Source organism: Arthrobacter sp. FW305-BF8, from assembly GCF_021789315.1.
Classification (GTDB): Bacteria; Actinomycetota; Actinomycetes; order Actinomycetales; family Micrococcaceae; genus Arthrobacter.
Window position 1 is genome coordinate 910,515 of the sequence record NZ_CP084561.1, and the last position, 23,140, is coordinate 933,654.

Sequence of the window (23,140 nt, forward strand, 5' to 3'; positions counted from 1 at the left end):
GGTGTCTGTTGTTGCCGGGCGTCCGTTTTTACGGGCGGGCGGTCCTTGGGCTAACCTTATCTAGCGCCGTCTCGGCGCCTGCCCTTACGGGTGCGCCTCCTTAGCTCAGTTGGCCAGAGCACCGCTCTTGTAAAGCGGGGGTCGTCGGTTCGAATCCGACAGGGGGCTCTTGGAGGGTCCTGACCTGCGGTTTTACTACTTCAGGCCGGGCCCTTTTTGACTTTTCGGGAGCGAACTCACCCTTTACTCACCCTAATCAAAATCTGACTTGGGCGCCGGCTTCTCACGTGCGAGCGCTTTGAATCCGGGGTTGGCTGCATCGAAGGCGCTTAACACCGCCCTCGTATCGATCGCCTCCTTGTACTCCTCGACGTAGTGCTTGCGTGTCATCGACACCTTGGAGTGCCCGGCTTGGTACGCCGCCGTTTCGGCGCCCATGGTTCGAGCAATGAGGGTGGCATTGGCCTTTCGGAACGTTTTCAGCGTCACCCATGAGTACCCAATGGCATCTGCCGCTTTACGCCACGTCTTGCCCACATTGTTGGGGTCGCAGACCGTACCAGTGGACGAGGGAAAAACCAGGTCCAAGGGGTTCGAAGTATCACTGCTGTCTTGCCTTGCGCGTCGGTCGCGAAGAGCCGTCACGAGGTTTGGCGGGATGGTCACGTAGCGGATTCCATGCTCGGACTTTGGGTGATCCTGAATAGTCACTCCGCCCGTTGACGTGCGGATGACAGTGGCGTGGACGTGGGCGGTCGGCGGGTCAGCGTCCAGGTCGATGTCTGTCCACATCAAAGCGAATAGCTCACCTGCCCGGAGACCGGTATTGACAAGGAAATCCGCGATTTCGTGAAGCTCTTGGGTCCTGCTGCGTCCAAGTGCCGGTTCCCTCTCCCAAGCAAGGAGTTTTGTTCTCATGTCCGTAAACTGCTCAGGATCCAAAGCTTGGGGCTTGGCGGCCCGGCTCTTCGGAATGGAAAGACCGAGAACGGGATTGATGCTCACAGCGTCGTGGCGAAGTGCGATTTTGAACATCCAAGACAAGACGGCCGCACACGTGCGAGCGGTTGCGGGGCCAACCGCCTCAACAACATTGCGGATGAAGTGGTCAACAACTCCGGACGTGGTCTCTCCGACGCGAACGGAGCCGATTTGGGGTGAGATGTACTTCGTCACGGTGTGGGCGTATTTGTCTTTGGTCCGGGAGGCCTTGTCAGAGCTTTCTAGTTCGGCCAGGAAGACGTCGGCCAGGCTGCTGATCTTGGTTGAAGAGGTAACCAACGCACTGCGTGGAGTTTGCCGGCTCTGAAGCTTTATCTGGAGATTTCGCCTCGCTGCCGCGGCGGAGGGACCCCAAGCTTCGACCTTGCGGGTCTTGCCGTCAAGATCCCGGTATTTTGCGCGCGCGCGCCAGCTCTTGTCGGTTGCCTTGGCAGTGTGAATGACGCCCCAAGTTCCTAGCGGCAGGGGATTCCTGCTCATCGCCCAGTGCTGACGGCTACTGCTCAGCGTGTAAGGCGAGCCAGGCGACGAAGTCGGTGCGATTGATTCGAAGATGCCGGCCAATCCGGTATGCCCGCGGCCCAACATGCTTGGCGCGCCACTGGTAGAAGGTCTGCTCAGGAATCTGCAGTTGCGCACAGATCTCCTTTGGAGTCAGCCAAGTTTCATCCGGGCTTTCACTGCTGCGGCTGCGTTCTGGAAGTGAGGTCATCAGGGTCTCCGTCGTACTTGCCGGCATGAGGGCCAGCTCGGTTCCTAGTTCATGGATGAGGAATCGACCGGCGACATGACGGTGCCGATGAGGCTTTCTGCGAGGGCTTCAGCCTGCCGCTGAACGCACTCTGCGGAGGTATCGAATTGAATGGACGAGCGGTGAACCAGACCTGCGCGTCCGAGGAGCGTGAGCTGCCGGCGAATCGTGGATGGCGACGCGCGGAGTCCAGTCCCGATTTGACCGCAAGTTGATGGGCCGTTCCGCAGGAGGAAACGGATGATTTGGCTTCGCGTTCGGTTCATCAGGATGTTTGACATGGAGAGACCACAACCCAAGAATATGCGGAAACTGCTGCTGTAGACGGGTCTACAGCAGCAGAGTACTCCCGTCCCGATCATGTTGGAAGGGATGCGGCGTGGAAATGATCTTCAACAGAATGGGACAGCCAAGTAACTGCACACCCACTGACGTGCGAGGAGACTTTCATGCAGGACCATCCCCAGATCAAGGCCTTCGCGGAGGCGGCAACGACACTCGGTGCTGAGCGCTACTGGCACTACGACTCCAGGGAAGAGCAAGCAGCACTCCTGCGTGCTCTGAGGGACGTCCTGATGGAGGTTTGCTTCCATTTGGATTTCCACGCCGTGTTGCCACAGGCCGTCTTAAAGATTTGCCAAGAGTTGGCTGCACCGGGAGTGCGGGATGCACCTGGCCGGCCATCGGTTGGACTCGTATTGATGTCATACCTGGATGCGCGCATAGAGCAGCTGATTGCCGACTCGGACGACTACAGGAATACTGGGGCGCAGGGGAGTCGAAGGCTCTGACGGGCTCTGCCGCTCCCCGCGCTACTGACCAAGGGGTGGACGATGCGGGGTGCCGAGTCTGGGCGCGGTGACGCATTGTCCCAGCAGGCGCAGCTTGCCCGCCGGCTGAATCTGCTGCTCGATGCAGCGGTTGCTGAGCGGGGCAAGCCCGTGACGTTTAGGGAAGTCCAGGCTGAACTCGCGGAGAGGGGCATCAAGTTGTCCCGGGCGCGGTGGTTCTATATGAAAGAGGGAACCGGCCGGTTGGTCAGCGACCCGGTGCTGCTCGCGGGACTGTGCAGCATTTTCAAGGTCGACCCCTCCTACTTGATCGGCGACGACACTGAGCTGCCTGAGCGCATCGATTCGCAGCTTGAATTCGTCAAGTCTCTCCGGGCGGCCCGTGTAAAGTCCTTCGCCGCTCGAACTCTGGGGGACGTTTCACCAGAGACGTTGAGGGCTATCTCTGAATACCTGAATAAGGACATTGGGCGGCATCCCGAAGTCGAGCATGCCGCTGCTAGTCCTCCAGAAGATACTCAAGATGGGCAGCCAGAAGTTCCCTGATCCGCGCGGGGTTGGTTGAATATCGGGGTGACCTGCCGTGCCGCCTACCGGGTTCTACGTCGACTACAACGGCGCCAGCATCCTCAAGCGCAAGCAGGTGCTTCGCGACGCTTGGCTCACCAGCGCTGACCGCCGCCACGATATCCCCTCTGGTTGCCGGGCCATGCGCTGAAAGATAGCGCAGGATCTCATTCCGGGCTCTGTTGCCGAACGTGGCCACAGCAGCCTCGACTTCGGCAGACCATGCGTCGTCGTGAGGCTGGGTAATCCTGGGCATAAGACCATTCTTATCGAACCCAGAAAGAAAAGTAAGACTCGCACTCTTGACGATACTTTAGTTATCTTTGACAATAGTTTCCGTAGTCTCTTTGTAGTCGTGGTTGGCCTCGATCATTTGCCACCACACCGGAGGCGCCGGACTCGCTGGGCGCCGGAACTTATTGGATCGTCTACTCAAAGCGGTGAAGGCCATGCGAGTCGAAACCAAGGCTGATCAAGCCCAACAAGATCAAACAATCAAGACTGTCGTTGATATCTCCTTGCGCAGGGCTCCAGAAGCCGCTGCAGTTTCGGTCCCGGTGGATCAGATTATGGTCGCCGTTGAAAGCGTGCGTGGATATGTCGTTTCGCACCTGTCTCGCATAGGCCGTGCCTCCGACGCGGACGACGTACTGCAAGACATTAGAGTCGCCGTGTGGGATGGACTAACGCGGGGCCGTTATCGCGAGCTTCCCGGCGTTCCCTTCGGCGCCTGGGTCCAAGGAGTCTGCGCAAATATCTGTGCCGCGCACATCCGCAGGGAACTGAGCCATCAAACGTTCCCCCTACTCATGGAGCCGGAGGGCGGAGACGTCTCGGCGTCTGTCGATGCTACGACGTTGCTTGGTATGGGCCGGGCCGGGGGCCGAAGTGCTGAGAATGTCATCGATCAGGACTGGGCCCGGACGATCATTGAACTGACGCGTTCGAGTGTGCCCGGGGGAGTTTGGGAACTTGCCATGGGAAGTCTCACCGGGCCTCGCCAGTACGGTCCACCGTCGCCACAAGACCGCCGCCGGTGGCATGCGGTGACCGTCGTGCGCCAAACGGCGAGGACTGTTGAAAAAGCCCTAGAGGTTGAACCGGTGGCCGTCTGCAACATCAGCGACCTGTGCGAGGAGGCAGCGGACTGCCTGCCCACAGCAGTACTTCGCCGAACTGCCGCCGTTATTGTCCGGCCGGGAGTGCGGGGTCCAGAGCGAACCAGGGCGTTGGCGGCGCTGGCCGCGGAGCTTGGCGTGACTGAGCGATATGTGGCCGTACAGATTGGTTTCGCGCGGCGTTTGTATCAAACGGCGTGGAGGATCATCCGTGCCGGGATGCAACCTGTTCGTTGATCATGTCTGAGGCTCGTCATCTTGCAATGAATGGATGAGGAGGCTGAAATGTGGTTACTGCAGAGAAATTCGCGCCGTGGTCAAAGCAGGCGTAGGTGGTGGTTTGCAGGCATCGTCCTAGTGGCTGCCGCCATGGTCATGTTCGCTCTCATGCGACCTGTGGAGGTGCCTGCAGCCGAGTCGGCTCAGCCGCGGCCGGTGGAGACGATACCCCAGGCCTCCGCGAGCCCCTCGAATGGGTCGCAGGGAGAGATACCGACGACGGCTCCCGCTGTTACCGGTCACGATATTTTGGAAGCACCTCGAACTGTCGACTATCGAAAGCTCGCTGCTGCGGCCGCGAAGGCGATTTATACGTGGGACACGCGGACGACGTCGTACTCTGAGGTTTACTCCAGGCTTCGCAACTGGTGGAACGTGCTGCCGGACGGATCCAATCCCCTTACGGTATTTGTGCAGGAGTTCGAAGCGACTGGCATCAACGCTGGAAGCTATGCCTCCTTGGCTGGGCAGCAGGCCCATCGTAGTGCCGTGGTGCAGTCTCTTCGTTGCGACATCGAGCTGGCCAAGGTGCGAGAGCGACCGGCGCCCTGGGCGGGACTGCACGTGTGCACCGTTTCCCTACGGGTCCTGGACCAGACGAGCTCCTCCCGCAACATGTACACAGCGCCAGTCAGCGTCATGATGAACTGTCCTCCGGCTGATACAGCTCCCGCTGATCACTGCGTTGTGGTCGGCTTCTACGCTGCTGCGGTCAGGATCGTCTACTGATGCCGGCACCGGCCACGCTTGCGGCCCTGGCCAAGCGCCGCATGGTTCTACGGGCATCGGTGTCGGCAGCCGTAGTCCTGGTCATGGTGGGAGCATTTGCGTTTTCCGCGTGCGTGGTGGTGCTCGCCATTAACCCTGTGAGTGCCGGGTCCATTTGCCGTCTAGAAGGCCTGATCACCGAAGATGCCAACCCTGTGAACGTCGTCCCTGACAGTCAGGCTCCAGCGGGTCTGTCCGCTCGGCAAGCTGCCGTTGCACGAGGGTACATATCCGTCGGAAAACAGTTGCGAGTGCCTCGAGATGGTCAGATCATTGCGATCATGATGGCACTGCAGGAATCAAGTCTTAGAGTCATGGCGAACTCTAACGTTCCTGCATCGCTTCGCTTCCCGCATGACGGCGTCGGCAGCGACCACGATTCCCTTGGCACCGCCCAACAGCGTCCGGCGGCCGGCTGGGGGACTATCGAGCAGCTCATGGATCCCACATACAACGTGCGGGCGTTCTATGGCGGCCCGACCGGACCCAATCACGGTAGCCCTCCCGGGTTGCTGGACATCCCGGGCTGGCAATTTATGAGCAAAGGCCAGGCCGCGCAGGCCGTCCAAGTTTCGGCATTTCCCGAACTGTATGCCCGGTGGGAGCGCGAGGCTTCTGCCATCGCCGATGCACTCGACGGCGCCGTGGCCGCGGGACGTTGCTTAGACTCGTCAAGAGTCTCGAAGCCGGTGCTCCAGCCGGCAAATCTTAGCCAACTTCGAAAAGACATCCTGCGGTTTACCAAGGAAGGCCTCGGGGGCAAATACGTTTGGGGCGGGGCGGCGTTCAAAGCATGGGACTGCTCGGGCTATGTCCAATGGATCTACCGGCAGGCAGGAATCAATCTGCCGCGCGTGGAGCAGTGGAGGGTGGGTGTACGGACACTTACTCCGAAGCCGGGAGACCTAGTGGTTCAAAACGCTCAGGGACCGAACAACTGGGGGCACGTGGGCATCTACGCAGGCAACGGCATGGTGTACAGCGCACTCAATCCCGCTGTGGGCACACTTTTGCATCCAATAGGGTGGAACACGGATACTGCGTACTTTGATCTGCTGACGTGAAATGGGTAGCAGGACGTGTTATGCCGTCCGCTGCAACTGCCTGAATCGAGCGGCATTTCCTACGCCCGCGCCCATGCCTGAAACTTTGCCCTCCTGCTCACGCGGCCAATGACCCCTCAAAACCCTCATTCTGTCCATGAGTAGTTTCTTCATACTCCGAGCATTCCACTCCACTGGTCAAGCAACAAATAAAGCAATCGGGCCTGAAACGCTTTTGTGTCCAGACTGAATTGTTTTTGTGGATATGCATTTTTAGTTCCAGCGCACTCAATCTGCTGATGCCGCTCGGATATTCACTAGCCTCTAGGCCGGCAATGATCATTGGTGCGCGGCCTGGTACTTCTCGACGATGTCCGCCTGGATGCGCCCCCGAGTATTAACCTGAAGCCCGTTGTCAATCGCCCACAAACGCACAGTCTTAGCATCAATTACGGATGCGGGGGTCCTGCGCGCAATAGGCCGTCCGCGCCCACCAGAAGTCTTACGGGCTGCGTCGGCAAAACGGCTGAAAGCCTGGCGGAGTTCAGTGGCGTGCGCTTCATTGAGGTCGATCTCATATTCAGTGCCGTCGACGGCGAATCGAACTGTCTCGGTGGCTTCGGAGCCGTCGAGGTCATCTTCCAGAATTACTACAGTCTTCCTCATGACATAAGCCTACTTCTCGGAAGATCGAATACCCTAACTGTTGATTGCTGCGAATACCTCGATGCTTACCGACGACTGCGCGGAACCGGTGATTGCGGCGGCTAGGGCTGAGCGGTCCTTCCGTGGTATTCGAAGGGATATCGCCGGGGACAATCATTCCGTTTATTGCGAGGACAAATTCTGTTACATGCGTCCAGGCGGGAACGCTGCCTTGTCGCCGTAGATTGTGGATGAGCATGTAAAGGAATGCGCCTGCGATGCCATGTCCAAGATAAGGAAAGCGAGCACCTGGCTCCCTCTCTTTCATCGTCTAAAGCCCGCTGCTGCCCTTCCACTCTTCCGGCGACACTCTCTTGATGCTTGACGAGTGCGCCAACCCAAGTGGTACTTGCCCGAAGGATCTAGCCATTCGACCAGGCCGTAGGTGTGGGTCCAAGCCACGGCCTTCCCATAGATGCCACTCACGTACACGAGGGGGCGACCGTACTTCGGGAAGTCTCTGACGGAAGCTGGGTCATCAATCGGCCGGCTCTTGTCGGCGTCCATACGAGCCATCATTCGCTCAATGTCGTCCGGGGAACCATGCTTGATCACCCGACAATTATAGAACATATGTTCGAATCTAATTCTCGAACACGACGGAGCAGGACGGCTACATAAGAGCCGTCCTGCTGCAGGGCTGGCCCACTACCTTCGGCACCTCGACAGAGCCAAGGACAAGTTGGGCAGGATTGCGACCAGTCATGTCGCCCCGCCTCACCGCTTCCATGAAGTCGTGAGCCAATCTGCTCATCCCCCTTGGAATCGACAGACGGAGCACGCAATGTTTCTCGCAGCGGTGGATCCTGGCATCACCCCAAACGCTAATTTTCCCTTCCTTGAATCGCTAAAACAGATCGGCGGCGGCATCCTCGTCGGAGCCTTCGTTATCATCGCCATCGTGGCGATCATCGGAGCCGCGATGCTCCTGGCCGGCAAGCTGAGCCAGTCCTCGCGATTGGCCTCAGGCGGCGGAATGATCTTGCTCTGGACCGGACCGGTGGCTGCCATTCTGGGCGGCATCAACGGCTACATCCTCTGGTCCCAGACTGCGTTCCCGCTCGGATTTTAGGTCCGCTTGGTCATGCCGGTTGAGTGCGATCTGAACGGATGGTGGCCGCCTGGCTGCGGTCTCGTCTCGCAGGCCAACGACGGCGTCCAGAGTTCCATCACGGCGTTCTTCGCCGAGATTCTCGAGAACGTCGCTTCTTGGATCTGGTCCTTCATCACAGGTGCGTTTGGCGCCTCTGACATTGATGACTCCCAGTGGGATTCCGTCAAGGGTCTGACGAATTGGTGGGTGGTTGTCATGATGACCCCGCTCGTCATTGCCATGATCCTTCAGCTGTTGTCCGGACTGATCAGCCAACAGCCCCGCCGTCTGGTGAGGGCCTTGGTTGGCGGCGCCGCTGCGGTTCCCATGGTGGCCGGCGCTGTTTACCTGGTCCGGGAGCTCACGAAAGTCGGGGATTCGGCCGCAACGGCGCTTTTGGACTCCTTAGCGACGGACCCCTACGTCTTGTTCATGCGGCTCTTCGGCTTCGAGAAAGCGCCGGCCGACTTGGGCAGAGAGTGGAACGTTGTCTCTTTGGCCCCCGGGACAAGCGGGGGTGCAGGGGGTGCCGTCGTCGTCACCGCCATGGCAGTTATCGTTGTCTGGATCCTGGCGTTCATCCTGATGTGTTCGATGATCTTTCGGTCCTTCGCCCTCATCCTACTCGCGGCCGTCGCCCCCGTGGCTCTCATGCTGATGCCCTGGGAGAAGACGCAATCGTGGGCCAGGCGGTGGGGCGAGGTTGTGGTGGCGTTGCTCATCGCCAAGCCGCTCGCCGCGACGGTGCTTGCTGTGGCCATCAAGCTTTTCGCCGAGTCCAAGTCATTCGCCGGACTCGCAGCAGGCGTCGTGGGAATGGCGCTGGCCTGCGGCGCACCGCTGATGGCTTTGCGCCTCGTCAGCTTCGCTGGTGGCGAGCTGGCGGCTGCTGCACAAACCGCCGGCGGCGGGCACGTTCTTTCCCGGAGCTCTGGTTTTGCTGCCAGGCAGATCAGCCGACAGACAGGCGGCCGCTTCACCCTGGCTGCATTGGCTAGCCGCTCGGCCATAAACCGCCCAATCCAGTCGAGCCGGCAACAATTTCCTACTCGGGCGCTGCCGCCAAGAGTGCCGCTGCCGGACCAACTGACGGGCACCACGCCATCCCACATTTCCGAGCGGAACACCGCGGCTCTAATGCTCGACGGCGGTACCCCGGTACACGATGCATCGTTTCCGCGGGCTCGAAGCGGTGTGAGCGAACCTGACAGGAGTTCAGGCTCACCAGGGAAAGGAACCCCTGCAAGTGCCACGGCAGGGCCTCCGCAACACAGGGCATCGACGGCACCTGGCGCCCCCGCAGCCTCCCAGTCAGCGACTACGCCGCCTTCTCCCGTCCGACCTCAAACCACCGTCAAGCCTCCGATTGACAGTGATTCCCATGTCTGAAAACTCACGAACCCTTGAGCCCGTCAAATTCCCACGTTACGAGCGACGCGGCTTGTTCATGGGCCTGAAATGGTACCAACTGCTCCTGCTCGCGGCCGGTGTTCTCGTGGGCAGTGTGGCTTCGGCAGTACGCGGACCCGTGGGCATCTTTACCTCCGGGCCGTTGTGGCTGGTTCTGATACTTCTCGGATTACTGCAGTACTCCAGGATTCCCTACCCCGTGTGGATCAGCCACGCCGCGCTCTTCTTCTACAGGTTGGCCGTCAAACAGACCCGCTTCCTACTGCGGCCGGAGCGGCCCGTCCTTGCTGGGCGGCTGGCGCTTCCTGGCGGGTTAGGAAATCTAGAGCTGCGACGCACTTCCCGCGGTGAGTCGTTCATCGTGGACTCCCGCGGCAGGGAGGCGATAGCCGTCCTGCGCTGCAGCACCAAGTCATTCGCACTCATGGACGTCGACGATAAAGCCTGGGCCGTGCAGGCATGGTCCAGGGTACAGGCAGGGCTGGCGCAGAGAGGCTGCGTAGCGAGAATCGCGGTGCAGGACTACACAGTCCCATACCCCTCGACGGCGCTGCGCGACTTTTATGAACACGCCGTCCATTGGCAATCCGGCAAAGCCGACGAACTCTCTTGGGGTGAGCGCTCTTACGAGGATCTGATCGCTGCGGCTGGATCCGCGATGAGTCATGAGCTGTTGCTAACTCTTGTTGTGGACACCGCCAAGGCCCGACGTCGGATACGGGAGGCAGGCGGGGGAGTTCTCGGCGTCGAACGGGTACTGCGGCTGGAGGTAGAGGCTATGACCACAGCCTTGGGAACACACAGCGTCAGCGTCGAAGAGTGGCTGCCGGATGCAGGCCTTCTCAACATCGTTCGTGCTGCCTTTGATCCAGCATCCGCATCACCCACGGACAGGCAACCCGCTGATGCTCCAACGCAATCGGAGCGTCAGAACGAGGCGGCGCCGACGGCTTGCAGCGTTCTTGCCGCACCCATGGCGGTCGAGGAGCATTGGACGTTTGTGAGGACGGACACTGGCTTCCACCAAACGTTCTGGATAGCTGAATGGCCGCGACAGAAAGTCTTTCCGGGCTTTCTTCATCCGCTCATCTATGTGGGTGAATTCCGGCATACGGTGACAGAGGTGATCCGGGCTGTACCGACAACTGAAGCGCTGCGCGACATTCGGTCTGCCCAGGAAGCCCATGAAACCCGGAGACGGATCAACACGCGCTTCGATCGGCCCCTTACCCGCGAGCAGAGGGCAGAGGAAGAAGAAGTCGCGCAGCGGGAGGAAGAGATCGTCGCGGGCCACGGCGATGTGCGGCCCGCTGCATACGTAACCATCACGGGAGCGACAATTGAAGATCTCGCACGGTACAGGCAAGAACTGGAGTCGGCCGCCGCGGGCGCCTTCGTTGAATTGCGGCTGCTGGCTGGGCAGCAATGGGCAGCGTTCGTGGCCGGGGCACTGCCGTTCGGGCGGGGGCTACGATGAAGCGCTCAACCCCAGCCGTTCAGTACGTGCCATACGGCACGAAGCGCCGGGAGCAGAAGCAACGACGGTCGCGGGATGCCAACGCAAGCCAAGTCTCCGGATCCCTGATTCAGAACCTGCGAGAGAAGCTCGACGCCCGGCTGGACAGCAAGGAGCGCGGCGGCGACTGGGGGAGCCGAGAGCCAAACTCTCTTCGCGGTCCTCACCGGCTGCGCCCCGCACCACACCGCGCCTCCACCATGACTTTCGCAGCCGCGTACCCGTTCATCACTGAATCGGGACTCGGTCACGAGGGGACCTACATAGGCACGGACGTCTTTGGCTCGGGCGCGTTCTCCTACGATCCCTGGATTCTCTACGACAAAGGGGTCATCAGTGGCCCATCGATCGTCGTTATAGGCACCGTCGGGACCGGGAAGTCCATGTGCGGTAAGTCTTTGGTGGCGAGGTCAATAACGCTTGGACGGAAGGCCGCCGTTGCTTCCGATCCCAAGGGCGAATGGGTTGCAGTCGCCAATGCGGTTGGCGGCAAGGTCATTTCTGTGGGCCCAGGCCGGCCAGCCCGCGTTAACCCCCTTGATGCCGGTCCGCGGTCCAGCGCCCTGAGTGAGGCACAGTGGCAGGCAGTGGTTCGTCAACGCCGTCGTTACCTTCTGGTGGCGCTGGTTTCGCTGATGCGGCAGGGTATGCCACTGCGCCCTGTGGAGCATACCGCCTTGGACATGGCGCTGACCGAGACGGTCGCAGAGAACTCGAATCCCACGTTGCCGATGGTGCTCGATCACCTCCTGAACCCGTCCAAGGAAACGATCGGGCTGGTTGGCAAGGACGGCGGACTTGCGGTCAGCCACTCTCTGCGGCGGACTGTGTCCGGCGACTTGGAAGGGATGTTTGATGCTCCCTCCACCGTTGCCTTCGACGCCGACGCCCCCATGATGGTCATGGACACCTCCGCACTCATCGGTGCCTCCGAACAAGCGCTGGCGCTCGCTGCCGCGTGCGGAGCTACCTGGTTGGAGGCAGCCGTCACCAATCCCGACGGCGGCAAACGGCTCGTGGTCTACGACGAAGGCTGGCGCATGCTGGCCGACCCGTACATGCTCGCCAAAATGAGCGAACAGTGGCGGCTGGCCCGCACTTACGGGATCGCGAACCTGCTCATCATGCACAAAGTGGCTGACTTGAACGAAATCGGCGACAGCACCAGCGGCCATCGACAAAAAGCCCTCGGCCTGCTCACCGAAGCCGATACCAGGATCATCTACCGGCAGAAGCACGACGCCATGCGCCTGACCAAGGAAGCGCTCGGTCTGTCGGAAGCCGAATGCGAGCACGTAGAAAACCTCCCCAAGGGCGTTGGACTCTGGAAAGTTGGAAACCGGTCCTTCATCGTGGCCAACCGCGTGACGACCGATGAGCTGGAAGTCTTCGGCACCGACGCCCGGATGATCTGAGGCAACCCCATGACTTCCCGTCGAGGTACCGAAAACCCCTTGGTCACTGCCGGCCTCATAGCGGCTGCCGGCTATATTTCCCTGTGCTTTCTGGTTCAGGCAGTTGCAAATCTCCTGCTGACTTGGCGCTGCGGCAGCAGTAAACCGTCGCCATTCAACCCCGCAGCCGCCGTCGGGCTATTTGTCGGCCGGATCGATTGGATTATCCGTGAGCCGAAGCAATGCGACGTCGGGACCGGCGCCATCTGGTGGATCGTTGGGCCAGTGCTTCTCACCTTGGCCGCGCTCGCCGTTGGGTCCGTTGTGCTGTGGCGGAGGTGGAAGCAATCAGGCGCGTGGCTACGCCTGGACATCCTGAACCGCGAAGGAATCGCCCGGCGTGCGGAAATTCAACACGACTTCGGAAGCCGGGCTGTTCGAAGACGGGGAAAGATAACAAGGCCAGGATTAGCCAAGCCTCGGATTCAGGACGTGGCATGGACGCTGGGCCGTTCCCGCGGTGTCACGATCCATGTCTCCACGGAAGAATCAATGGTCATCCAGGGTGCTCCTCGCTCAGGCAAGGGCCTCTACGTGATTATCAATGCGATCCTCGATGCGCCCGGCGCTGTGGTGACGACCTCCACACGCGCGGACAATCTGGCCGTCACCATGAAAGCCCGATCTACCGCCGGCCGGCCGGTTACCGTGTTCGACCCACAAGGCATGTCCGGCCTACCGTCAACCCTCCGTTGGTCACCTGTCCGCGGATGCGAAAACCCGGACATCGCCACCCGCCGCGCCCTCGTCATCACTGCGGACACAGAGATGAAAGGCGAGAATGCCGCGTGGCAGAAGCGCTCGCTGATCATCCTGCAGTGCCTTCTCCACGCCGCCGCTTTGTCCGGGGAAGGGGTCCGCGCCTTTCGCCGCTGGTCGTCCAGCCCTGTCTTGGCACGGGAGGCGCTCGAAATTCTCAGCCGTAAGGAAGCAGCCCTTGGCTGGCAGGCCGACCTGATGGGCATTCTCGAGGATGACCCGAGGAACACCTCCAACTCGTGGATTGGTGTCTCGGCTGCAGTTGCGCCCCTGTCGTCGCCTAAAGTGCTTGCCGCCCTGCATCCCCAGGACGAGTCTGAGGAATTCGAACCCAAGAGGTTCATTCGGGACTGCGGCACCCTCTATCTGATCGGCACCCGAGCGGGTGCTGCAGCGGCAGGGCCGTACCTCTCGGCCTTGATTGACGACATCGACAACGCTGCCCGGGAGATGGCCTTTGTGGCCCCGGGAGGCAGGCTGGACCCGCCGTTGTCGCTCATCTTGGACGAGATCGCAAACCTGGCTCCGTGGCCGGGCCTGCCCATTGTTCTCTCTGATGGGGGCGGCATTGGGATCTCCACTCTTGTTGTCCTGCAGTCCCTTTCCCAGGCGCGCACCGGCTGGTCCGTCGATGAGGCAGCCACCATCTGGGATTCAGCCATTATCAAGGTGATTTTCGGCGGCGGCTCCGATGAACGTGACTTGCGCTCTCTCGCTGGACTGCTGGGAGACCGAAGCGTCACCCTCAACACCCGGTCATGGTCCTCACAAGGCCGTCAGGACGGCGAACAAATTCGAGAAAGCCCAGTTCTACCGCTCCATGAGATCCGTCGCCTTCCAGCGGGCACCGCGCTCATGCTCGGGCGACGAAGCCGCCCGATCCTCTTGGATCTGCGCGAATGGCACAAGCGCAAAGACGCTGCCGAACTTGGCCGCTCCAAGCGGGAAGTCGAACAGGCCTTGGCAGATGGTCATGTTTTGCGACAGCAAGCAACAGGTGAGGTGAGCGATGATCAATAGCGACGACGTCGAACGCTTTGAGATCCCGTCAGTTGGAGCTGAAGACGACGAGCTGACCGCGGAGCTCTTCCGCTCTGCGTTCCGGCCACCGGGCCGGACAGCCGGTGTAACGTATCGCTGGCGTGAGCTGACCGCTGAGCAAGCCCGAAGCGCGTGGACCGCTCTGGCGGTATGGGTCCGATGGCTCGTAGCCACCTATCAGCTGCCGACCTCCGTGGTTCCGGATTGCTGGTGGCGTCACTCCGAGATCGTTGCCGAACTCTATGCCCTGCAACGAGCGGAACTTGCCTCATACGGCAGCGACGATCCTGGGTTCGGACCCCTGGCTTTTCACGAAAGGCTGCCCCACGCCGTCGAACGTCTGCGGACCCATACCAGGACTGCCGGTTGTGTCGGACTGCAGGCACACAAGGACCCAACCCCGAGAACGCTCCCGACGGACACGCCGGAGTTCACCGAGTGGCAGGCCGCCTCACACCAGTTCGAGCACGAATTCTAAAGTCATGCTGCTGGCGCAGCTGAGGACATGAATTGATATCCGCAAAGAGGTTCCGGCGGATTCCTAAGAAGCAAGGAAGGCGGCTGTCGTGGCCCCTAAACCTGAAGAAGCATGGAGCGCTATGCCGGCGGATGCGCCGCCAAGCGCGAATGAATCCGGTACGCGCATGACACCAGAAGAGCGCATCTCCACATTGACCGATGGTCTCCACAAGATCCTGGAGAAGGCTGTGGAGTCCCCGTCGCACTGGCAGGTCCTGCTCGACGCCTCATCAACGCTATGGCGATACTCGGGCGGCAATGTTGCCCTGCTCATGATGCAGATGGCCCAACGCGGCACTGAGGAACCCACTCTCGTGGCCGGGTACAAAGAATGGGCCCGCCACGGCCGTACGGTGTCACGGGGTGAACACGCACTCTGGGTAATCGCTCCCCGCACGGCCCGAGTCCAACAGGTGACGCTTCCCGACGGCGGCCGGCATCGCATCCCTGTGGGCGGGCAGTTGCCACACGGCGCCGTCGACGACGGAAAAAAGACCGTAATCACTGGTTGGCGCGGTCAAGCAGTCTTCGATGTCTCCCAGACAGAGGGGACTCCACTGTTGGTACCGCGCGGCGGTACCAACTCCGTGGTCGGCGCCGCCGAATTATGGGGCTCTCTTGAAGCTGTGGCGAGAAGCCACGGGTTCAATGTCGACGTCACGGATGCACAGTATGGCCTGACCAGTGGCTTTACGGATTTCGCTGACCGCCGGGTCCAGGTTGGTGCGTGGCTCAGCCGTGAAGAGCGGACAGCGGTCCTGGCGCACGAGCTTGGGCATGTGCTGCTTCACGGGCCGGATGACGAGCTGGGACGGCTCTATGGGAGCAGCGCAGACCATCGTGGACTGGCTGAGGTGGAGGCCGAATCCGTGGCCTATACGGTGCTTCGAGCTCACGGCATTGATCGTGGACCTCAGTCCGCGACGTACCTGGCCGGCTGGGCTGACGCCGTCCTCGATGCGGAGAACGATGCGCTGCTCCAGGATGCCGGCAGCAAGCTACCAAGGTCCCGTGTAGACATCGCGAAGTCGGTACTTGGCCGCGTCACCGCTGCCAGCAAGGGAATTCTCGAAATCACGCACCCGCCGGGATACGGCGGAAAGATCACGGCCGTCGAGGCGGACCCACGGCTGGATCCGACAGCGAGGTACGTCGGGATGAGGCAGCCAGCGTCGACCGACGGCCCGGTAATGGCTGGCCCCTGACATCGAGTGCGTTTATCTCTCCGGCGGGAGAGTCCCGCTGGTTCCTGAAAGGAGAAGTAAATGGGCACCAAGATCCCGATCAATATCGCGGGCAACTTAGTTGCCGACCCCGAGCTCACCGTTGGTGAAAGCGGGGTAACCCACGCCAAGCTGAGGGTCGCTGTCAATCAGCGAATCCAGGGGGCGGACGGCACCTGGCAGGACGGAGAACCTGTCTTCCACAACGTCTCGGCGTTTCGAGCGCTGGCAGAGAACGTAGCGACTTCACTGAAGAAAGGCGATCCGGTCACTGTCGCGGGTGAGCTGGAGTTCCGCTCCTACGAGAAGGATGGAGAACGTCGCGAAGCCCGCCGCATCGTCGCCGATACCATCGGACCGGACCTGCGGTTCGGCACGGCGGCTTACCAGCGTATGTCGCATGCCTCAGCTGCGGTCTCGCCTCCGGAAGTACAAGCGAGCACCGAAGCGCCCGCGGTTGAACCTGCGGCGCCAGCGTACAACGTCTCACTCAAGGGTCCTGTGTTCTTGCCCCCTTTAGGAGCAAAGCCGGGAAATGAGATCAGCTTCTAGGCGCTGCCGGTGAATCGGCCCCTGGCAATTGCGGCCTGAAAGGATGAGTCGGAAGGCAAACTCGGCTGCCTTCCGACGCATCATTTAACAGGCGTGACAAGCGAGTCCTCACGAAGTTTCCAGACCTCCCGCGGCAGAAGTGATTCAGACGCGGACTGATCGCGCCACGTCAAGAAAGAGCTTCGAAGCCGGAAGGGGCAGCCCTTCTGGGGGTTCTTGGAGCTTTCCGACAGCCGGACAAGCTGATCACGGCGCCAGCCTCGCGGCTCAGAAGGCCACACTGGCCGCAGAGGCCGGACGGCGCGGATGGGACTTCGAGGTCGTCGCCGACGAAGGCCTGAGCGCCAAGAACCTGAATCGTGCCGGCTTGCAGTCCGCCCTTGAACGACTCGACAGGGGACAGGCCGATTTCCTCCTTGCCATCCGTTTGGACCGCATCTCCCGTTCCGTCGCCGACTTCGCCGGCCTCCTCGACCGTGGGACCAAACGCAGATGGGGTCTAGTTTTACTGTCGCCCAACATCGACACCTCCGATCCCGCGGAGAGGTTCACCAGCAACGTGTTGGCCAGCGCTGCGCAGTACGAACGGGAGCTAATCGGAGCCCGAACGCGTGAAGGCATGGCCCAGCGTAAGGCGGAGGGCCAGAAGATGGGCAGGCCCCGAACCATGGACTCGACCGTGGTGGCACGAATTGTCGGGGAGAAGAAGAGTGGACGCAGTCTGCTGGCCATCGCCGACGCGCTTACAGCAGAGGGAGTGCCCACTGCTCGCGGCGGCAGGCGCTGGTACGCGTCCACTGTGAAAGCGGTTCTCCAGGGGGGGGGCTGAGGACTCCAAATGACCGGGACGGCTCCCTGAGCGGGGTGGGCGAGTTCAGGCCGCGTCGTCGGAAGGGCGTTAGTGGTTGAATTGACCGGTCTTGAACGGTTGAGCAGGGAGCTTGAAGTATGGTATCCAGAGATTCCTTCCTATCTGGGGTTCGCGCTTGGTGGTCGAAGCCCCATCAGGCGAACACTGTTACAGCTATTTCGACGGTTTTAGTCGCTGGACTAACATTTGCTTCAGGTTACGTGGGGGCCCAGGTTGGCGCGGACACGGCCCTGCAGGTCTCGCGTAACGAGACTGAGGCAGAGAATCTGAGGAGATCCCAGGAGAAGCGCCAGACGGTCTATCAGGGGTACCTGGACGCCGCCAACGAGTTCTCAGGGGCAACCCACGGTCTTTCCAGGGTCTACAACGACTCAGTGAAGAAGCTGGCTGACGGCACGATCAAGGCCAACCAAAATATGCCGCATCTGGTCGATGCTCAGAACAGGTTCAACACGGCCCGCTCTGCCTACCAGGACGCCATCAACGATGTATATATCTTCGGGAGCGATGAAGCTTGGAAGGCGCACAAGGAGCTGGCGGCGTTACTACCAGATTCTCTGCACTCCACCGAAGTCTCCTTTCCACCGCCAGCGGTCCCAGATTCAGAGGCTTTTATCGGCGCCTACCGGGGCTTCAATGAAGTCGTCTGCGTGGAGGTGGCTCCAGTTCCTAGAAGCGGATGTGACCGGCATTGAGAGCGGCGATCCGCTGGTTTTGTCATTGCGATCATCCGCTCAACATATGATCTAAGGGCTGGCTGCAGGCCGGCCTCGCGCGATTTTTCTTTGTCTGGGGGAGCTTCCTTGGTTACTTCTTTTGATTCACTGCTCGACTCCTACCGCACTCTCGCTGATTCCGAGCGGATGAAGGGCAGTTACTTCGAGCAGCTGATCGAGCAGTACCTGGAGCGTGACGGTGTCCAAGCCCCCCAATACAACAACGTCTGGTTGTGGCGTGACTGGCCGGGCCGGAACGGGAAGCCGGACACCGGAATCGACCTGGTTGCCGAGCGCGCTGACGGCGGAATCACGGCGATCCAATGCAAGTTCTACGGCGAGACCCACACCATGCAGAAGCATGACATCGACTCGTTCATCTCCGCCTCGGGCAAGGAGCCGTTTACTCACCGGCTCATCGTTTCCACCACATCGAAATGGACTCAGAACGCCGAGGAAATGCTGGACAGCCAGCACATCCCGGTTCAGCGGATCGGTTTGTCTGACTTCAGGCATTCAAATATCGATTGGTCCACCTACGAGCTGACGGACCCGTCCAAGGCGCCAAAGCTGCACGAGAAAAAGCAGCTTCGCCCGCATCAGCACGAGGCCGTGACGGCCACTATTAAGGGCTTCATCGACAACAACCGCGGCAAGCTAATCATGGCCTGCGGCACGGGCAAGACCTTCACGGCGCTTAAGGTCGCCGAGCGTTTCGCCGAGATGGAAGGCCACGCCCGCATCCTCTTCCTGGTCCCGTCCCTTGCCCTCATGTCCCAGTCATTAAAGGAATGGTCGGACGAGACCGAGCAGCCGATGCATGCCTACGCGGTCTGCTCGGACGTGAAGGTGGGACGGCAGAAGAACTCGGACCTGACCGACGTCGCAATACACGACCTCCAAATCCCGGCCACCACAGACGGCAAAACGCTCGTAGAGGCGATGGGCAAGAAAGGACTCGACGAGGGCATGACCGTCGTTTTCTCTACCTACCAGTCCATCGATGCCGTAGCCCAGGCGCAGCAAGCCGGGCTCCCAGACTTCGACCTCATAATTTGCGATGAGGCCCACCGCACCACCGGTGCGACCCTCGCTGGCACCGAAGAATCGCACTTCGTAAAAGTTCACCGCAACGATGTCATTGCCGGCGGCAAGCGCCTCTACATGACGGCTACCCCAAGGCTGTTCAATGACGAGACCAAGAACGCCGCGGCGGAGAGGGACGCGATCCTGTGCTCCATGGATGACGAGACCATGTACGGTCCAGTCTTCTACCGGATCGGCTTCGGTGAAGCCGTCACCAAGAAACTCCTAGCAGACTATAAAGTCCTGGTCCTCGGCGTCGAGGAAACCCAGGTCGTTTCCTCTTTCCAGGACCAACTAGCGGACTCCAACATGGAACTGAACATCGACGATGTTGCCAAACTGATCGGCTGCTGGAACGGGCTGGCTAAGCGCCGCTCCGGCTCCCACGAAGCTTCCTTCGGCAACGACCTCGCTCCGATGAAACGCGCTGTCGCCTTCAACCGCGACATCAAGTCCTCCAAGCTGGTCGAAGCCGAGTTCGAAGACCTCGTCCGCGTCCATCTCACCAACTTGGACAACGACGACCGTACCGACGATCTAAAAGTTCAGGTGAAGCACATCGACGGCGGCTTCAACGCCGTCGCCCGTGCCGACCGCCTGGACTGGCTCAAGGAAGACATCGACCACGACGGTGGCGAGCCCACCTGCCGAATCCTCACCAACGCCCGTTGCCTCACCGAGGGGGTGGACGTCCCGTCCTTGGATGCTGTCTTGTTCTTGAACCCCAGGAACTCCATGGTGGACGTGATCCAGGCCGTCGGTCGGGTCATGCGCATCGCCAAGGGCAAGCAGTTCGGCTACATCGTGCTGCCCATCGCCATACCAGAGGGCATGTCCACATCCGAAGCACTTAAGGACAACACGCGCTACAAAGTCGTCTGGCAAGTTCTGCAGGCCCTCCGCGCGCACGACGAGCGCATGGACGCTGCCATCAACCAGATCGAGCTGAACCACAACGCGCCGGAGTCTATTGTGATCGACACTGTGAATCTAGCACCCAAGAAGAAGCCGCTCCTCGACCCGCGACCGTCGCCCGCAGACGAACCCGACGATGATCCTGAATACATCCAGCCCACTCTGCAGTTCCCTGCGGCTGACTGGAAGGACGCCGTCTACGCAAAGATCGTGGACAAGTGCGGCAACCGCATGTACTGGGCTGACTGGTCCAAAGACATCGCGGACATCGCCAGCAAACACATTGCACTGATCAACAACCTCCTCGCCCAAGCAGATACAGACCACCGGGCAGCGTTCGACGACTTCATCCACGGACTGCAGGAGAACCTGAATCCGGACATCGACGAAGCCCAAGCAGTGGAGATGCTCGCCCAGCATCTGGTTACCAAGCCGGTGTTCGACGCCATGTTCACAGACTCGAACTTCACAGAGCACAACCCGGTGTCTCTCGCAATGCAGAACATCCTCAATCAGTTGGACGACCATTCCGCATTCGAGAAGGAACGCGCCGGACTAGAAAAGTTCTATGACTCGGTTCGCGCCAGGGTGAAGTCGATCGACAACGCCGCTGCGAAGCAGAAAATCATTCTTGAGCTGTACGACAACTTCTTCCGCAATGCCTTCCCGCGGGTCGCGGACCGCCTCGGCATCGTGTTCACCCCGGTACCGGTGGTGGACTATATCCTCCGGTCAGCCGACGCTGCCCTGCGGCTGGAATTTGGTAAGTCCTTGTCCGACGAGGGAGTCTCGATCCTTGAGCCGTTCGTCGGCACCGGTACATTTGTAACCCGACTGATCCAGTCAGGGCTGATCAAGCCCGAGGACCTGCACCGGAAGTATACGCAGGAGTTGTTCGCCAACGAGATCGTTCTGCTCAGCTACTACATTGCCGCCATCAACATCGAGACAGTGTTCGCAGAGGAATCCAGGAAGGCCGGCCTCGATCATGGCTACATCCCTTTCGACGGTATCGCGCTCACTGACACCTTCCAGCTCAATGAATCCGACGGCCAGGTCGAATCGAGTGAATTCTTCCCGGAGAACTCTGAGCGCGTGAAGAGGCAGAAAAATGCCGATATCAAGGTCATCGTCATGAACCCGCCCTACTCGGCAGGGCAGACCAGCGCTAACGACAACAACCAGAACCAGAGCTACCCCGTCCTAGATGCGTCAATTGCCAGCAGCTATGCGAGGCTCTCCACGGGCACCAATAAGAACAGCCTCTACGATTCTTACATCCGCGGCATCCGATGGGCGTCTAACAGGATCAAGGACGATGGAGTTATCGCCTTCGTATCCAACGGCAGCTTCATTGACGGCAACACGGCGGACGGCATCCGAAAGACCTTTGCCACAGAATTCAGCCGCATCTTTGTGTACAACCTTCGAGGAAACGCGCGAACGTCAGGCGAGCAACGTCGCAAGGAAGCGGGCAACGTGTTCAAGGAAGGATCGCGCACGCAGGTTGCCATAGCCATTTTGATCAAGAACTCAGCACGTTCGGGGCCCGCCGACATCCAGTATCGGGATATCGGGGACTACCTAACACGAGAAGAAAAACTGGACATCCTCGACGGCGAGCAGTCTCTTGAAGGAACAAATTGGGAAGCGGTCACATCGAACGACGCTGGCGACTGGGTCAACCATCGCGACGAACGCTACGACTCCTTCCAGCCCATGGGTGACAAGGTAACCAAGGGGATGCCAAACACCACTGGCATATTTGAGAACTATTCCCGCGGGCTCGAAACAGGTAGGGACGCTTGGGTCTACAATTTTTCAGCGAGCCAACTGGAATCTAACCTGCGGAAGACGATCAGCGCCTACAACGCTTCCGTCAGCAGTGGCGCCAGGAACCTCGACCCTTCTGAAATCAGTTGGACGTCGACTTTGGCTGCGTCGTTCGCTCGCGGGGCCCAGTTGGCCTTCGACAGGAGTGCCATTGTCAAAGGCGTCTATCGTCCGTTCTGCCATCAGTTCAGCTACTTCAACGGGGACCTGATTCACCGTACGGCGCAGCTGCCTAAGTTCTTTCCCACGCCGGAGCACGCTAACATCGCCATCGCATTCCCTGGGCCCGGTTCGAACCTAGGACCGGCGGTCGCTCCTTTGATGGTCGACCAACTAATGGACAAGACAGCTCAAGCTGTACAGCTATTCAGCCTATATTCCTATGAGCCCGTTTCGGATGAATCACAGGGCGACTTGTTTGCAGAGGTGGAGGGCACCGCAGTTGGCGGATACCGGCGGAAGGACAACATCACCGACGGTACCCTGTCCACGTACCGCGGATACTACGAAGACCCGAAGATTGGCAAGGAAGACATCTTCTACTACGTCTACGGTTTGCTCCACAGCCCCACGTACAAGGAGCAGTACAAGGCCGACCTGATGAAGATGCTGCCGCGTATCCCAAGGGTCAAAGACTTCTGGGGCTTCAGCAAGGCTGGCCGTTTGCTCGCCGACCTGCACCTCAAGTACGAAACCATTGAGCCCTTTGCCCTGGATGAAATCGTTCAAGGCGAACCGTCCGACGACTTGTATGACTTCTACCGCGTCAACAAATTATCGTTCGGTGCCCGCAAGGACCGCTCACGGATCATCTACAACCCGCGAATCACGCTCTCCGGCATTCCGGATGAGGCCTTTGGCTACCAGGTCAACGGCAAATCGCCATTGGAGTGGATCATCGATCGGTACCAGGTGACGACGCACAAGGATGCGCAGATCGTCAACGATCCGAATGAGTACTGCCGAGAGGTCGGCGACCCCCGCTACATCCTCGATTTGATCAAGAGGGTGGTGACTGTGTCTTTGAAGACTCAAGAGATAGTGGCCAGTCTGCCGCACCTGGAGATATTGGACTGAGGCCCCACGACCCCCACAATGACCCAATAGCTGGTGGGTGAAGCATGACAG

At 60.1% G+C, this 23,140-nt stretch carries 20 protein-coding genes and 1 tRNA gene; 16 read left to right on the forward strand and 5 right to left on the reverse strand.

The features are described from left to right. The first annotated feature begins 94 nt into the window (after window positions 1-94). Window positions 95-168, forward strand: a tRNA-Thr gene (locus LFT45_RS04185). A gap of 84 nt (window positions 169-252) precedes the next feature. Here LFT45_RS04185 and LFT45_RS04190 read toward each other — a convergent pair. Genes LFT45_RS04190 through LFT45_RS23425 form a run of 3 tightly spaced genes read right to left on the reverse strand, consistent with a single transcriptional unit; the run spans window position 253 to window position 2,115 of the window. Further along, a complete protein-coding gene (locus tag LFT45_RS04190; protein ID WP_236806886.1) occupies window positions 253-1,482 on the reverse strand; it encodes a site-specific integrase in 1,230 nt (409 codons plus the stop codon). Between the two features lie 16 nt (window positions 1,483-1,498). Further along, window positions 1,499-1,714 (reverse strand): helix-turn-helix domain-containing protein, encoded by a 216-nt coding sequence (locus tag LFT45_RS04195; protein WP_236806887.1) that lies wholly within the window; start codon window positions 1,712-1,714, stop codon window positions 1,499-1,501. A gap of 44 nt (window positions 1,715-1,758) precedes the next feature. Beyond that, complete coding sequence (locus tag LFT45_RS23425; protein ID WP_442863592.1) at window positions 1,759-2,115, reverse strand: winged helix-turn-helix domain-containing protein; 357 nt, start codon at window positions 2,113-2,115, stop codon at window positions 1,759-1,761. An 87-nt stretch (window positions 2,116-2,202) separates the two neighbouring features. Here LFT45_RS23425 and LFT45_RS04200 point away from each other — a divergent pair, with 87 nt between their 5' ends. Beyond that, complete coding sequence (locus tag LFT45_RS04200) at window positions 2,203-2,544, forward strand: hypothetical protein (protein ID WP_236806888.1); 342 nt, start codon at window positions 2,203-2,205, stop codon at window positions 2,542-2,544. Between the two features lie 42 nt (window positions 2,545-2,586). Continuing rightward, window positions 2,587-3,090, forward strand: coding sequence for a hypothetical protein (locus LFT45_RS04205; RefSeq protein WP_236806889.1), 504 nt, complete (start codon window positions 2,587-2,589; stop codon window positions 3,088-3,090). Here the strand turns inward: LFT45_RS04205 and LFT45_RS23430 are convergent. Further along, the gene (locus LFT45_RS23430) at window positions 3,044-3,367 is read right to left on the reverse strand and encodes an ArsR/SmtB family transcription factor (protein WP_442863593.1); all 324 of its coding nucleotides are present in this window, start codon (window positions 3,365-3,367) and stop codon (window positions 3,044-3,046) included. The genes LFT45_RS04205 and LFT45_RS23430 overlap by 47 nt on opposite strands. A 1,633-nt stretch (window positions 3,368-5,000) precedes the next feature. Here LFT45_RS23430 and LFT45_RS04210 point away from each other — a divergent pair. After that, window positions 5,001-5,237 carry a hypothetical protein gene (locus tag LFT45_RS04210; RefSeq protein ID WP_236806891.1) on the forward strand — a complete coding sequence of 79 codons (237 nt, stop codon included), beginning with the start codon at window positions 5,001-5,003 and terminating at the stop codon, window positions 5,235-5,237. After that, complete coding sequence (locus LFT45_RS04215; RefSeq protein WP_236806893.1) at window positions 5,237-6,340, forward strand: C40 family peptidase; 1,104 nt, start codon at window positions 5,237-5,239, stop codon at window positions 6,338-6,340. The genes LFT45_RS04210 and LFT45_RS04215 overlap by 1 nt, the downstream gene beginning before the upstream one ends. A 318-nt stretch (window positions 6,341-6,658) precedes the next feature. On the opposite strand, the gene LFT45_RS04220 is transcribed toward LFT45_RS04215, so the two are convergent. Continuing rightward, the gene (locus tag LFT45_RS04220; RefSeq protein WP_236806895.1) at window positions 6,659-6,985 is read right to left on the reverse strand and encodes a histone-like nucleoid-structuring protein Lsr2; all 327 of its coding nucleotides are present in this window, start codon (window positions 6,983-6,985) and stop codon (window positions 6,659-6,661) included. An 823-nt stretch (window positions 6,986-7,808) separates the two neighbouring features. Between LFT45_RS04220 and LFT45_RS04225 the strand changes: the two genes are divergently transcribed. From LFT45_RS04225 to LFT45_RS04275, 11 genes are all read left to right on the forward strand, one after another. Next, window positions 7,809-8,096 (forward strand): hypothetical protein, encoded by a 288-nt coding sequence (locus tag LFT45_RS04225; protein ID WP_236806896.1) that lies wholly within the window; start codon window positions 7,809-7,811, stop codon window positions 8,094-8,096. A gap of 12 nt (window positions 8,097-8,108) precedes the next feature. Then, window positions 8,109-9,506: a hypothetical protein gene (locus LFT45_RS04230; RefSeq protein WP_236806898.1), complete on the forward strand. Its 1,398-nt coding sequence runs from the start codon at window positions 8,109-8,111 to the stop codon at window positions 9,504-9,506. Next, entirely contained in the window at window positions 9,499-11,004 is a 1,506-nt protein-coding gene (locus LFT45_RS04235; RefSeq protein ID WP_236806900.1) for an SCO6880 family protein, read from the forward strand. Before LFT45_RS04230 ends, LFT45_RS04235 begins: the two co-directional genes overlap by 8 nt. A gap of 239 nt (window positions 11,005-11,243) precedes the next feature. Beyond that, on the forward strand, window positions 11,244-12,458 hold the full coding sequence (locus LFT45_RS04240) for an ATP-binding protein (RefSeq protein ID WP_236806902.1): 1,215 nt from the start codon (window positions 11,244-11,246) through the stop codon (window positions 12,456-12,458). Between the two features lie 9 nt (window positions 12,459-12,467). After that, entirely contained in the window at window positions 12,468-14,276 is a 1,809-nt protein-coding gene (locus tag LFT45_RS04245) for a type IV secretory system conjugative DNA transfer family protein (RefSeq protein ID WP_236806904.1), read from the forward strand. After that, entirely contained in the window at window positions 14,266-14,775 is a 510-nt protein-coding gene (locus LFT45_RS04250) for a hypothetical protein (protein ID WP_236806906.1), read from the forward strand. The genes LFT45_RS04245 and LFT45_RS04250 overlap by 11 nt, the downstream gene beginning before the upstream one ends. 166 nt (window positions 14,776-14,941) lie before the next feature. Further along, window positions 14,942-16,021: an ArdC-like ssDNA-binding domain-containing protein gene (locus tag LFT45_RS04255; protein WP_236806908.1), complete on the forward strand. Its 1,080-nt coding sequence runs from the start codon at window positions 14,942-14,944 to the stop codon at window positions 16,019-16,021. Window positions 16,022-16,081: 60 nt separating this feature from the next. Continuing rightward, window positions 16,082-16,591: a single-stranded DNA-binding protein gene (locus tag LFT45_RS04260; protein ID WP_236806910.1), complete on the forward strand. Its 510-nt coding sequence runs from the start codon at window positions 16,082-16,084 to the stop codon at window positions 16,589-16,591. Between the two features lie 139 nt (window positions 16,592-16,730). Beyond that, window positions 16,731-17,420, forward strand: a complete 690-nt coding sequence (locus LFT45_RS04265; protein WP_236806912.1) for a recombinase family protein — start codon at window positions 16,731-16,733, stop codon at window positions 17,418-17,420. Between the two features lie 119 nt (window positions 17,421-17,539). Further along, window positions 17,540-18,157, forward strand: coding sequence for a hypothetical protein (locus LFT45_RS04270; RefSeq protein ID WP_236806913.1), 618 nt, complete (start codon window positions 17,540-17,542; stop codon window positions 18,155-18,157). A 168-nt stretch (window positions 18,158-18,325) separates the two neighbouring features. Then, entirely contained in the window at window positions 18,326-23,089 is a 4,764-nt protein-coding gene (locus tag LFT45_RS04275; protein WP_236808959.1) for a DEAD/DEAH box helicase, read from the forward strand. Window positions 23,090-23,140: the final 51 nt, after the last annotated feature.